The organism is Alterinioella sp. B-7, assembly GCF_056857775.1.
Map to the genome: position 1 here is coordinate 15,599 of NZ_JBSXNT010000024.1, position 12,979 is coordinate 28,577.

Annotated in this window: 15 protein-coding genes; 14 read left to right on the top strand and 1 reads right to left on the bottom strand. The window is 65.5% G+C overall.

Annotated elements, in window-relative coordinates:
* Positions 1–198: 198 nt before the first annotated feature.
* On the bottom strand, positions 199–510 hold the full coding sequence (locus tag AC13C7_RS04810; protein ID WP_446122169.1) for a hypothetical protein: 312 nt from the start codon (positions 508–510) through the stop codon (positions 199–201).
* A 321-nt stretch (positions 511–831) separates the two neighbouring features.
* On the opposite strand from AC13C7_RS04810, the gene AC13C7_RS04815 reads away from it, so the two are divergent.
* From AC13C7_RS04815 to AC13C7_RS04880, 14 genes are all read left to right on the top strand, one after another.
* Entirely contained in the window at positions 832–1,689 is an 858-nt protein-coding gene (locus AC13C7_RS04815) for an HpcH/HpaI aldolase/citrate lyase family protein (protein ID WP_482866764.1), read from the top strand.
* A complete protein-coding gene (locus AC13C7_RS04820) occupies positions 1,689–2,243 on the top strand; it encodes an NnrU family protein (protein WP_446122171.1) in 555 nt (184 codons plus the stop codon). Before AC13C7_RS04815 ends, AC13C7_RS04820 begins: the two co-directional genes overlap by 1 nt.
* A gap of 14 nt (positions 2,244–2,257) precedes the next feature.
* Complete coding sequence (locus AC13C7_RS04825) at positions 2,258–3,289, top strand: MaoC family dehydratase (protein ID WP_482866765.1); 1,032 nt, start codon at positions 2,258–2,260, stop codon at positions 3,287–3,289.
* A 54-nt stretch (positions 3,290–3,343) separates the two neighbouring features.
* On the top strand, positions 3,344–3,754 hold the full coding sequence (locus AC13C7_RS04830; RefSeq protein ID WP_446122173.1) for a hypothetical protein: 411 nt from the start codon (positions 3,344–3,346) through the stop codon (positions 3,752–3,754).
* A 160-nt stretch (positions 3,755–3,914) separates the two neighbouring features.
* Positions 3,915–4,307: a succinate dehydrogenase, cytochrome b556 subunit gene (sdhC, locus tag AC13C7_RS04835; protein ID WP_482866766.1), complete on the top strand. Its 393-nt coding sequence runs from the start codon at positions 3,915–3,917 to the stop codon at positions 4,305–4,307.
* A 3-nt stretch (positions 4,308–4,310) separates the two neighbouring features.
* Entirely contained in the window at positions 4,311–4,682 is a 372-nt protein-coding gene (sdhD, locus tag AC13C7_RS04840; protein WP_172319554.1) for a succinate dehydrogenase, hydrophobic membrane anchor protein, read from the top strand.
* 25 nt (positions 4,683–4,707) lie between these two features.
* Positions 4,708–6,516, top strand: coding sequence for a succinate dehydrogenase flavoprotein subunit (sdhA, locus tag AC13C7_RS04845; protein ID WP_482866767.1), 1,809 nt, complete (start codon positions 4,708–4,710; stop codon positions 6,514–6,516).
* 9 nt (positions 6,517–6,525) lie between these two features.
* On the top strand, positions 6,526–6,810 hold the full coding sequence (locus AC13C7_RS04850; RefSeq protein ID WP_328700493.1) for a hypothetical protein: 285 nt from the start codon (positions 6,526–6,528) through the stop codon (positions 6,808–6,810).
* A gap of 8 nt (positions 6,811–6,818) precedes the next feature.
* Complete coding sequence (locus tag AC13C7_RS04855; protein WP_482866768.1) at positions 6,819–7,139, top strand: succinate dehydrogenase; 321 nt, start codon at positions 6,819–6,821, stop codon at positions 7,137–7,139.
* Positions 7,140–7,170: 31 nt separating this feature from the next.
* A complete protein-coding gene (locus tag AC13C7_RS04860) occupies positions 7,171–7,968 on the top strand; it encodes a sulfotransferase domain-containing protein (RefSeq protein ID WP_446122178.1) in 798 nt (265 codons plus the stop codon).
* A gap of 33 nt (positions 7,969–8,001) precedes the next feature.
* Positions 8,002–8,781 carry a succinate dehydrogenase iron-sulfur subunit gene (locus tag AC13C7_RS04865; protein WP_172319558.1) on the top strand — a complete coding sequence of 260 codons (780 nt, stop codon included), beginning with the start codon at positions 8,002–8,004 and terminating at the stop codon, positions 8,779–8,781.
* A gap of 110 nt (positions 8,782–8,891) precedes the next feature.
* Positions 8,892–10,013 carry a WD40/YVTN/BNR-like repeat-containing protein gene (locus tag AC13C7_RS04870; protein ID WP_482866769.1) on the top strand — a complete coding sequence of 374 codons (1,122 nt, stop codon included), beginning with the start codon at positions 8,892–8,894 and terminating at the stop codon, positions 10,011–10,013.
* A 270-nt stretch (positions 10,014–10,283) separates the two neighbouring features.
* Entirely contained in the window at positions 10,284–11,924 is a 1,641-nt protein-coding gene (locus tag AC13C7_RS04875) for an FAD-binding dehydrogenase (RefSeq protein ID WP_482866770.1), read from the top strand.
* A 95-nt stretch (positions 11,925–12,019) separates the two neighbouring features.
* Positions 12,020–12,862 (top strand): urea carboxylase-associated family protein, encoded by an 843-nt coding sequence (locus AC13C7_RS04880; RefSeq protein WP_482866771.1) that lies wholly within the window; start codon positions 12,020–12,022, stop codon positions 12,860–12,862.
* The last annotated feature ends 117 nt before the right edge of the window (positions 12,863–12,979 follow it).

Consider the following 12,979-nt stretch of genomic DNA (forward strand, 5'->3'; position numbering starts at 1 on the left):
GAAGCTCCGTTGATATTGGAGCGTGGCCTATCCCCACTGGGAGAGTCGTGCAAGGCCCCTGCAATACGGCCCCATAGGCCACTGGTCGGGCGTTACCGGGCGCGGGCGTTCTAACGGTCGGATATCACGTTGTTTTTCGCGCCGACTGGTGCAAATCGTCACTGTATACCGCAGTATGCCATCAGCGATTGCACCGCCCTATAGCGCTTCGCCCACCGGAACCGGGGCCAGGTTTTCCCAGTAGCGGCCCGAGGCGACAAGGCATGTGGTGCCGTTGGCGTCGGTCACGGTGATGGTCCAGGTGCCGGTTTCCTCGGACGCGAAGACCTCCACGATGCGGTTGCCCGGCCCCATGCCCCAGCTTTGCGCGACCTCGCCGAAGCGCCCGGTCAGCGTCTCGACGACCTGGTCGCGCGCGCCGCAGACGGCCCTTGGGGCCTGTGCGTGGAGCGTGCCGGTGGTGAGGATGACCGCCAGCGCCCCGGTGATCAGTCTGATTGCCTGTGTCATGGTCCTGCCTTTCAGGTCGAAGGGGGCAGGCTGACGGGGATCGGCATCCGAAAGGGGTGGGTAGGCAACGGATCCGTCCCGCAGCTCGTCCCCCGATTGGATCGGGTCCGCCATGAGCGGCGGATCGTCCCGACTATGCTCATAAAATAGCAAAGTAATGGTTAAGGCGCGAATAACCATTCTTCACCCTTCGGCGCGCGCCGCGTGATCGCGCAAGAATATTTCGCTACGCTGCGGCGAAACGGAACTTGCGTTCGCAGCATTCTTGCTATTCCTTGCGCCCGGAAGCCGACCGGACACAGACAGAAGGACCGCCCGCCGATGGATCAGACCGCCCGCCCGTTCCGCTCGGTTCTCTATATCCCCGCCTCCAAGGAACGCGCGCTGGAGAAGGCCAGGACCCTGCCCGTCGATGCCATCATCTTCGACCTCGAGGATGCCGTTGCGGTCGAGGAGAAGCCCGCCGCGCGCGCCACGCTGGCCGAGGCGCTGGCCCGGGGCGGCTACGGCCCGCGCATGAAGATCGTGCGCATCAACGGGCTGGATACCGATTGGGGCGCCGACGATGCCAGGGCCGCCGCCGGTATGGGCTGCGACGCGATCCTCCTGCCGAAAGTCGAAAGCGCGGATCAGGTGCAGGCGCTGGCCAACCGCATCGGCGACACCCCCATCTGGGCCATGATGGAGACGCCGCGCGGCATGCTGAACGCCGCCCAGATCGCCGCCCATCCTCAGTTGCAGGGTTTCGTCATGGGCACCAATGACCTGGCCAAGGATCTGAACACGCGGGCTCGCCCCGATCGCCTGCCGATGATGGCGGGGCTGGGCCTCTGCCTGCTGGCGGCCAAGGCCGAAGGCATCCCCATCGTCGACGGTGTCTACAATGCCTTCAAGGATGAGGACGGGCTGCGCGCCGAATGTGATCAGGGCCGTGACATGGGCTTTGACGGCAAGACCCTGATCCACCCCGCGCAAATCGCCACCGCCAACGCCGCCTTCGCCCCGTCCGAGGCCGAGATCGACCTCGCCCGCCGCCAGATCGCAGCCTTCGAGCAGGCCGAGGCCGAAGGGCAGGGCGTCGCCGTCGTCGATGGCAGGATCGTCGAGAACTTGCATGTCGCCACCGCCCGCGCCACGCTGGCCAAAGCCGACATGATTGCCAGATTGGAAACCGCCTGATGTCCCTTATCCTCCTCCTCGCCGGTCTCGCCCTCTGGGCCGGGGCGCATTTCTTCAAGCGTATCGCACCCGATGCCCGCGCCCGGATGGGGCAGGGCGGCAAGGGCGTCATCGCGCTGGCTCTGGTCGGCGCGATCGTCCTCATGGTGATCGGCTATCGCGGGATGGACTTCATCCCGGTCTGGTCGCCGCCGCCTTTCCTGACCCATGTGAACAACCTGCTGGTCCTCATCGCGCTCTACCTTTTCGCGGCAGGCGACACCAAGGCGTCGCTGACGGCCCGTATGCGCCACCCGATGCTGGCGGGGATGAAGACCTGGGCCATCGCGCATCTGCTGGTGAATGGCGACCTTGCCTCGATCATCCTCTTTGGCGGGCTCCTTGCCTGGGCCGTGGCCGAGGTCATCGTCATCAACCGGTCCGAGCCCGGCTGGAAGGGCCGCGAAAACACCTCGCTCAAGGGTGACGCGATGGCGGCGGTCGGCGCGCTCGTCCTCTTCGTCGTGATCGGCTATATCCACAGCTGGCTCGGTCCCTGGCCGTTCGGCGGCTGAAGGGGCGCTGATCCATGGCCAAGACCAATCCCGGCAATTTCTTCGAGGATTACCGCCTCGGGCAGCGCATCGACCACGCCGTGCCGCGCACCGTTTCCGGGGGGGAACGCGCGCTCTACCATGCGCTCTACCCGGCGCGTCATGCGCTGCATTCCTCGGACGAATTCGCGCGCGCCTGCGGGCTGCCTGCCTCACCGCTCGACGATCTGGCCGCGTTTCATGTGGTCTTCGGCAAGACCGTGCCAGATGTTTCGCTGAATGCCGTGGCCAATCTGGGCTATGCCGAGGGACGGTTCCGGAAGCCTGTGTTCCCCGGCGATACGCTGCGCAGCACCTCCGAAGTGATCGGGCTGAAACAGAACTCCAACGGCAAATCCGGCGTGGTTTATGTCCGCACTGAGGGGCTGAATCAACGTAACGAAGTTGTGCTGGATTACGTGCGCTGGGTCATGGTGCGCAAGCACGACCTGAACGCCGCAGCCCCCGAAACCGTGATCCCCGATCTGGCCAAGGTGGTTCCGCCCGACAGCCTCGTGATCCCCGAGGGCCTCGATTTCACCGGCTACGGTTTTGCCCCGGCCGGGGAACCGCACCGGATGGCCGATTACGAGATCGGAGAGGTCATCGACCATGTCGATGGCGTCACCGTCGAAGAGGCCGAGCACATGCTGGCCACCCGCCTGTGGCAGAACACCGCCAAGGTCCATTTCGACGCGACCAACCGCGAGGGTGGCAAGCGGCTGATCTATGGCGGGCACGTGATCAGCCTTGCGCGCGCGCTGTCTTTCAACGGCCTTGCCAACGCGCAGATGATCGCGGGCATCAACGCGGGCGCCCATGCCAACCCCTGCTTCGCGGGCGATACGGTCCGGGCCTGGACGGAGGTGCTGGACAAGGCCGAAACCCCTGCCCCAAATGTGGGCGCGATGCGCCTGCGGCTGGTGGCAACCAAGGGCGGAGAGGTCGGCGCGCTGAAGGGCGCGGATGGCAAATTCCTGGCCGACGTTCTGCTCGACCTGGATTACTGGGTGCTGATCCCGGTTTGACGCGGGGCACGCGCTGCGGCTACCGTGCCCCCATTCGTAACGGAGCGACGCCCCATGATGATCCTGTCCCTGTCGCTCTATGGCCTTGCCGCGCTTGGCACCATCGGCATCGCCGCGCTCTATGTCTTCGGCCCGGTGCCAATGCCCTATCATCGCGAGATCCTGGAACGCGAGGGCACGACACTCACGCCCGGGCTGGAGGCGGTGCTGACCGCCCTGTGCCGGATCCTGGGCGCGGGGCTGATGGCAAGCGGCATTTCCGCGCTTCTCTTCGCCCTTGCGATCCAGGCGAGCGACCCCTTGCTGATCAAGATGCGCCCCCTGCTGATCGGGCTGATCGTTGGCCTGCCCTGCGTGATCTATCCGCGCCGGGTCGAGACGTTGACAGGGGTGCGCACACCCTGGCGTCCCGCCGTCGCGCTGATCGCGGTGATGCTGGCGGGATTCGTTGCCTCGGTTCTGTGATCACACCGCCAATTCATGTGATCACAACCGCGAAAAATGCGGCGATACGACCCATGAAAGGGCGATGTTTTCCCATTGTCCCCCGTGACTCCGCCACAAAACTCGGTATTCATTGGGGCACACGGACCTGAGATACGCCTAACCTGAAAGGGTCACAGCCATGGCAGACGTTAACAGGGGCGACCGGCCCCTATCCCCGCACCTGCAAGTCTATCGCACCGAAATCAACATGGTCACGTCGATCCTGACCCGGATCACCGGCGTGGCGCTTCTGGGCGGCGCGGTTCTGTTCGTCTGGTGGCTGATGGCGGCGGCGGTGTCCGAGGAGTATTTCGCGACGGTCGACTGGCTGCTGACCTCGATCCTGGGCGATATCGTCATGACGCTCAGCGTCTGGGCGCTGTGGTATCACGCGCTGGCGGGCATCCGGCACCTGGTCTGGGACATGGGCTATGGCTTCGATCCCGACACCTCCGACAAATCCGCCTGGGGGGCTGTGATCGGCTCGGTGGCGCTGACCTTCCTGACCATCATCACGATCTGGGGGATCTGAGCCATGGCCATGATGACCGCCCGCAAACGAGTCGAGGGGTTGGGCTCGGCCCGCTCCGGCACCGATCACCACTGGAAGACGACGATCAGCTCGGTCGCGCTTCTGGTCATCGTGCCGATGTTCCTCTTTTCCGTCGCGCCGCTTCTGGGCAATCCCTATACGGACGTGCAGGCCGCCCTTGGCCGTCCCTTCCCGGCGCTCTCCACTGCCTTGATGCTGATCGTGGGCTTCTATCACTTCCGCCTCGGCATCCAGATGGTGATCGAGGATTACGTGCAGGGAACCGCGCGCAAGGTGTCCATCGTGGTGATGGCCTGCATCAGCTACGGTCTGATGGCGCTCGGCCTCATTTCCCTCGCTCAAATCGCGCTCTAATCCATTTCAGGGGGCTTTTCCGCTCATGACCGCTTCGCAAGAGATCATCCATCATACCTATGACGTCGTTGTTGTCGGGGCCGGCGGCGCGGGCCTGCGCGCGGCACTCGGCATGGCGGAACAGGGGTTGAAGACCGCCTGTGTCACCAAGGTCTTCCCGACCCGCAGCCACACGGTCGCGGCGCAGGGCGGGATCGCTGCCAGCCTCTCGAACATGGGGCCGGATCATTGGCAGTGGCACATGTATGACACCGTCAAGGGCTCCGACTGGCTCGGCGATACCGACGCGATGGAATACCTCGCGCGCGAGGCGCCCAAGGCGGTCTATGAGCTGGAGCATTACGGCGTCCCCTTCAGCCGCACCGAGGAAGGCAAGATCTACCAGCGCCCCTTTGGCGGCCACACCACCGAGTTCGGCGAAGGCCCGCCCGTGCAGCGCACCTGCGCCGCCGCCGACCGCACCGGCCACGCCATCCTGCACACGCTCTATGGCCAGTCCCTCAAGCACAACGCCGAATTCTACATCGAATATTTCGCCACCGACCTGCTGATGTCCGAGGATGGCGAATGCCAGGGCGTCGTTGCCTGGAAACTGGATGACGGCACGCTGCACCTCTTCAACGCCAAGATGGTCGTGCTGGCCACCGGCGGCTATGGCCGCGCCTATTTCTCGGCCACCTCCGCCCATACCTGCACCGGCGATGGCGGCGGCATGGTGGCGCGCGCGGGCCTGCCGCTTCAGGATATGGAGTTCGTGCAGTTCCACCCCACCGGCATCTACGGCGCAGGGTGTCTGATCACCGAAGGCGCGCGCGGCGAGGGCGGGTATCTGACCAATTCCGAGGGCGAACGCTTCATGGAACGCTACGCGCCCACCTACAAGGATCTGGCGTCGCGCGACGTGGTTTCCCGCTGCATGACGATGGAAATCCGCGAAGGTCGCGGCGTCGGCGAAAAGGGCGACCATATCCACCTGCACCTCAACCACCTGCCCAAGGAAACGCTGGACCTGCGCCTGCCGGGCATCTCGGAATCCGCCCGAATCTTCGCCGGTGTCGACCTGACGAAGGAGCCGATCCCGGTCCTGCCGACCGTGCATTACAACATGGGCGGCATCCCGACGAATTACTGGGGCGAGGTGCTGAACCCGACCAAGAAGGATCCCGACGCCATCGTGCCGGGCCTGATGGCCGTGGGCGAGGCGGGATGCGCCAGCGTTCACGGGGCCAACCGCCTCGGCTCCAACTCCCTCATCGACCTCGTCGTTTTCGGCCGCGCCGCCGCGATCCGGGCGGGCAAGGTGGTGGACCCGGAGGCGTCGAACGCGCCCACCAACCAGGCCTCGCTCGACAAGGCACTGGGCCGCTTCGACGACATCCGCTATGCCAACGGGTCGATCCCGACCGCCGATCTGCGCGACGAGATGCAGCAGACCATGCAGGAAGACGCCGCCGTCTTCCGCACCGACAAGACGCTGGCCGAGGGCGTCGAGAAGATGCAGGCCGTCGCCGGCAAGATGTCCGATCTCAAGGTCACCGACCGCTCGCTGATCTGGAACTCGGACCTGATGGAGAGCCTTGAGCTCACCAACCTCATGCCCAACGCGATGGCCACCATCGTGGCGGCAGAGGCGCGCAAGGAAAGCCGCGGCGCCCACGCGCATGAGGACTATCCGGACCGGGACGACAAGAATTGGCGTAAGCACTCCCTCGCCACGGTCGACGGGGCCAAGGTGACGCTGGCCTACCGCCCGGTTCATCTTGACCCGCTGACCGACGAGGATCAGGGCGGCATCGACATGAAAAAGATCGCGCCCAAGGCGCGGGTGTATTAAGGTGGCCAGGTGAACGCGGCGGGTCATATTGCCATCGGGGTCGCTCTGGTCGTGCTTACGGCCTGCGGCCCGATGAGCGCCAGCCGCGCCTATGATCTCTGTTCCGAGCGCGCCCGCCTGGCCGCCCAACCGCGCGGCATGATCGGGGTGGGCGTCGGCTCGGGCGGGGCGTCCGCGACGGGGTCCATCACCATCACCAGCGACTACATCCAGGGCCGCGATCCCTACCTCGTCTATGACACTTGCTTCCGCCAGAACACCGGTGCCGGTCCGACCCGGCCCCTGTCGCTATGAGGCCCCTGATGCGCGCACGACTGCTTCCCCTTATGGCGCTGACCGCCCTCATCGCCTCCTGCGGGGTCGTGTCCGAGGCGACCGACGACCTCGCCCGCGACCAGGCCAAATCCACCGTCAACCGTGTCGTCGCCGACCGCTTTCCGGGCGTCAACGCGGCCCCCGTCACCGACTGCATCATCGACGCGGCGGATGCGTCCGAGATCCTGTCGCTGGCGGGCGCCTCCGTCACCGGCGTCACCGACCGCACCGTGCAAAACGTCCTCGACATCGCCGCGCGCCCCGAGGCCGTCACCTGCCTCGCCCGCAACAGCCTGAGCCTGCTGTGATCCGCGCCGCCGCCATATCCAGGAGGGCGCCTTGGAGCTGACCCAACCCCGCGTCATGGGGCTCGGCACCCATCACAAGACCGGCACCGTCTGGATGCAGCGGGTGTTCCGCTCGATGGGCCGGACGCTGGGCATCCCCTGCGCGCAGGTCTTCCGCAAGACGGCTGACGAATTGGTGCCGGAAGAGGGCCGCATCTTCCTCTTCTCCTGGTCGACGCGGTTTCACGAAAGCATCCTGGCGCGCCCCGATACCCGCATCATGCACATCATCCGCGACCCCCGCGACGTGCTGCTATCCGGCATGCGCTATCACCAGGTCTGCGGTGAATTTGGCGAGAAAGCCATCCACATGAAGCGCGACGATCTCGGCGGCCGCAGCTACCAGGAACATATTTGCAGCCTGCCCAATGACGAGGAAAAGCTGCTCTTCGAGATGCGCGAACGTCACGCACGGACGATTGGCGAAATGGTCGCCTGGGACTACACCCGCCCCAACGTGATCGAGCTGCGCTACGAGGATCTGATGCAGGACAGGGACGCGGTCGCCTTCACCCTGCACCTGCGCGCCCTCGGCCTGACCGTGCCCGAGGCCGAGGAGGGCGGACGCATCTTCTGGCGCAAGAGCCTCTTCGGCGGCCTCGCGAAAGACACCAAGCGCGACGACCGCGTGAAGACACATGTGACCTCCGGCAAGATCGCGCAGTGGAAGACCGCCCTGCCGCGCCGCGTCGCCGAGATATACGCCGAACGTCATGGGCAAGACCTCGTGACACTCGGCTATGAAACCCACCCCACGTCCTGGTTGCGGGAGCTGCGCCATGCAGCCTGACCGCCCATCCACACCGCCTGAAGGAGCAGCCCCATGGTCCAACTGACGCTTCCGCGCAATTCCAAGATGATGACCGGCAAGACCTGGCCCAAGCCGAAGGGCGCGACGAACCTGCGCAAGTTCCAGATCTACCGCTGGAATCCCGATGCCGGGAAGAACCCGCAGATCGACACCTATTTCGTCGATATGGACAACTGCGGCCCCATGGTCCTGGACGCGCTGATCAAGATCAAGAACGAGATCGACCCGACCCTGACCTTCCGCCGCTCCTGCCGTGAAGGCATCTGCGGCTCCTGCGCGATGAATATCGACGGCATGAACCGGCTGGCCTGCATCTTCGGCATGGACGAGATCAAGGGCGACGTGAAGATCTACCCCCTTCCGCACATGCCCGTGGTCAAGGATCTGGTGCCGGACCTCACCCATTTCTACGCGCAGCACGCCAGCGTCATGCCCTGGCTGGAGACCAAGACGCAGCGCCCGGAACATGAATGGCGCCAAAGCATCGAGGACCGCAAGAAGCTCGACGGGCTCTATGAATGCGTCATGTGCGCGTCCTGCTCGACCGCCTGTCCCAGCTACTGGTGGAACGGCGACCGCTACCTGGGGCCGGCCGCGTTGCTGCACGCCTATCGCTGGATCATTGACAGCCGCGACGAGGCGACGGGCGAACGCCTGGACGACCTCGAGGATCCGTTCAAGCTCTACCGCTGCCACACGATCATGAATTGCACCAAGACCTGCCCCAAGGGCCTGAACCCCGCCGAGGCCATCGGCGCGATCAAGAAGATGATGGTGGAGCGGCAATTGTAGCCGCAGAGCCTTCCAAGGCTCTGCCGAGGCTCTTCGAAGAGCCTCGCCCCTGCCGATAGCTCCGGCCCCCGGAATCGTGCTACCTTCCCCACCCAGGGGGAGGCGCATCCATGACCCATCCAACCATCCTCATCGGCACCACCAAGGGGGCCTTCCTCCTCAGCCATGCCGACGGCTGGCAGGTCTCCGGCCCGCATTGCGGCGGCTGGGGCATCAACCATGTCGTCGGCGATGCGGAAACGGGCCATATCTGGGCGGGCGGCGGTGGCGACTGGTTCGGCGCGGGCATCTGGCGCTCGACCGATCGGGGCGCCACATGGACGCTCGCCAAGCTCTCCAACGGCCAGATGGATGAATGGGCCGCGGGCGATCCAGACATGGCGGCGATGTTCGACTGGACGCCGACCGAGACGCCCTTTGACGGGCAGGTCACATCCATCTGGTCGCTGCACCACGCCCATGGCCGCCTCTACGCGGGCGGCAAACCGGCCAACCTCTACGTCAGCGCAGATGGCGGTGAAACCTGGACCCAGTCCGTGAGCCTCGCCAGTTTCCCAGACCGCGAGCAATGGGCCCCCGGTGCTGCGGGCCTCGTCCTGCACTCCATCGTCAGCCATGACGACCCGGCAAAACTCTGGCTCGGCATCTCGGCGGCAGGTGTCTTCGCCACCGAGGATGGCGGCGAGTCATGGGCGCGCCGCAACCGCATCTCCAATGCCGATGCCTGCGACCATCACCACCACCCCGCCGCCCCAAGCGGGGGCGAGATCGGCCATTGCGTCCACAACATCGCCCGCGCCGAGGGCGACCTGCTCTACCAGCAGAACCATCACGGCACCTATCGCAGCCCCGATGGCGGGCGCGTCTGGCATGACATCAGCCACGGCCTGCCGTCCAGTTTCGGCTTCCCCATCGCGGTGCACCCGCGCGATTCCGAAACCCTCTGGACCATCCCGCTCAATGGCGACATCGACGGCCGCTTCCCGCCCGGGGCCAGGGCCGCCGTCTGGAAATCCACCGATGGCGGGCAAAGCTGGTCCGACAAGCGCGCTGGGCTGCCGCAACAGGGCTGCTTCTTCACGGTGCTCCGCCAGGCGATGGCGGTCCACGGCGACGCCACGCTGGGTTTCGGCACCAATACCGGCTCGATCTTCCTCAGCCATGATGAAGGCGAGACCTGGGACGAGGTCGCCCGCCACCTGCCCACAATCCTCTCGGTCGAGATGATGTGACCTCGCGCCCTTAACCCGTCCTTAAGGTTAGAGCGCTCCCGCCCCCCTTCTTTGTTCCACAAATATCCCTGCCCATTGCCCGATAGGCGGCGTCATGCCGCTGAAAGGGGAGGCTCCCGCGCCCCGGCCAAGCGCACAACCTCTCAAACCACGGCACGCCGCCATCCCCATTCCCGCAACACCCCCGCACCGAATCCACCCTTCCCCCGATTTCCAGCTTGCCCCGCCCGGTCCCTCGCCTAGGCTGAACCTCCGAAGGAGAGGGGGGGCATGGACGCAGACGTGATCATCATCGGCGCGGGTCTTGCGGGCATGAGTGCCGGGCATGAAGCCGTGAAACGCGGCCGCAAGGTCATCTTGCTCGACCAGGAGGGGCCGCAATCCCTGGGCGGGCAGGCGTTCTGGTCCCTGGGCGGCCTCTTCATGGTGGACACGCCCGAACAGCGCCGGATGCGGATCCGCGACAGCCACGCATTGGCGCGCTCCGACTGGATGGGGTCGGCGCGCTTCGACCGGGCCGAGGACGCGAACCCCCGCAAATGGGCCGAGGCTTATCTGGATTTCGCCGCAGGCCCGATGCGCGCCTATCTCTCTGCCCTCGGCATGTCGTGGTTTCCCGTCGTCGGTTGGGCCGAACGCGGCGGCGGGCTGGCGACGGGCCACGGCAATTCGGTGCCGCGCTTTCACATCACCTGGGGCGCGGGCGAGGGCGTCGTCGCGCCGTTTGCCGAAAAGATGCGAGAGGCCGAGGCGCAGGGCCAGCTACAAATGAACTTCCGCCACCGCGTCACCGCGCTGGACTACCACGATGACGGGGTCGAGGGCGTGCATGGTGACATCCTGGCCGAGGATGACGCCCGGCGCGGCGCTCCCACCAGCCGCGAAGTGACCGGCACGTTCGACCTCAAGGCCGAGGCCGTGGTCATCACCACCGGCGGCATCGGCGGCAACCAGGAGGTTGTGCGCGATTACTGGCCGCGCGACCGCCTCGGCATGCCGCCCGAGCATATGGTCACCGGCGTACCCGACTACGTCGATGGAAAGATGCAGCTGACCGCGGAACGCGCAGGCGCCCATGTCATCAACCGCGATCGGATGTGGCATTACTGCGAGGGGCTGAAAAACTGGGATCCGATCTGGCCCGGCCACGGCATCCGCGTGTTGCCCGGTCCCTCCTCGCTCTGGTTCGACGCCGATGGCGTGCGGATGGAAGCGCCCTGCCTGCCCGGCTTCGACACGGCTGCCACGCTCAAACGCATCCTGCAAACCGGCCACGCGCATAGCTGGTTCATCCTGACGCAAAGCATCATTGAAAAGGAATTCGCCCTCTCCGGCTCGGAACAGAACCCCGACCTGGTGGCGGCGAAATGGAAGGCGGTTCTGAAGGAACGGCTCGGCAAGGGGGCCACCAGGGCGGTCGAGGCGTTCAAGGAGAAGGGCGAGGATTTCGTCGTCGCGCGCGATCTCGACACGCTGATCGAGGGCATGAACCGGCTGACGCCCGAGGCGACGCTGGACCCCGCCGAGATCCGCGCCCAGATCGAGGCGCGCGATGCCCAGATCGCCAACCCGTTTTCCAAGGACGCGCAGATCATGGCCATCCGCGCGGCCCGCGCCTATCGTGGCGACCGGCTCATCCGCACCGCCAGACCGCATCGCATTCTCGATCCGAAACACGGGCCGCTCATCGCCGTGCGCCTCAACATCCTGACCCGCAAATCGCTCGGCGGGCTGCACACCGATATGCAGGGCCGGGTGCTGCAACCCGGCGGCCAGCCCTTCACCGGTCTCTTCGCAGCCGGTGAGGCGGCAGGCTTCGGCGGCGGCGGCTATCACGGCTACAACGCGCTGGAGGGGACGTTCCTGGGCGGCTGCATCTTCTCGGGCAAACGGGTGGGCGAGGCCGTGTGATATTTTCGCGCCCCGTATCCGCTGGGGGGGTGTACAGGGGGTGCATCGGGGGGTGTACGGGGGGTGACATGCCAATTTCAGGGGAGAAACCGACCATGACCGAGCCAAAAGACGCCGAGGCCCGCCGCGCCGTCACCCCCGTGATCTGCTACCCGAATGACACGCTGCCCAGGCTGGACCCGGCCCTGATGGAGCGCGCCAGATCGGATTGGCAGAAGGTGTCCGAACTGCTGGTTCCGCCCCGCGACGCGCGCTGTTTTCACGTCAAACCGGGCCAGGCGTTCCGCATCACCTCGGTCGAGGGGCCGCAGGTGGGCGACCTCAACCTGTGGAATTCAAAGGATTTATCCGAACGCTTCTATTCCGGCAAGACCCGAGCGCTGCACGGGGCGCATGTGACGACGGGCGACCGGCTCTGGTCAGGTTTCCCCGCCCTGCGCCCGATGGCGACCATCATCGCCGACACGCTCGACTGGTACGGAATCGACAGCTTCGGCGGCTCGGTTCATGACGTGATCGGCACAAGATGCGACCCCTACACACATCATCTGTTAACCGGCGGGCAGTATCATCACTGCTGCCATTCCAACCTGACCCGCGCCCTCGTCGCTGAAACCGGCCTCTCCCCCGACAAGGCCGAGCCGCTTGTGCATGACGTGCTCAACGTCTTCATGTGCACCGGCTTCACCCGCGACACGGGCCAGTATTTCATGAAACAAAGCCCGGTGCGCCCCGGCGATCATATTGATTTCATAGCGGAAATCGACCTTCTCGGCGCGCTCTCGACCTGTCCGGGCGGCGATTGCGGAGCGCAACATTCCTCCGACACCGCCGCCTGTCACCCGCTGCTGGTCGAGGTCTTCGACTGCGCCGCGACCCCCGATTGGCAAGCCCCGGAACGCAACGGATATTGCGGCGGGCACGGGCTGAAAAAATAATCTGGCCGACGCGAAAAAAGTCTTGATTTGTGATGCGAACGGGCGCAAATGCGCAATCAAGACGCCAACGCACGCGCCTCTGTCACGGTGGGCTACATCCCACGCAGTTACGTAGCG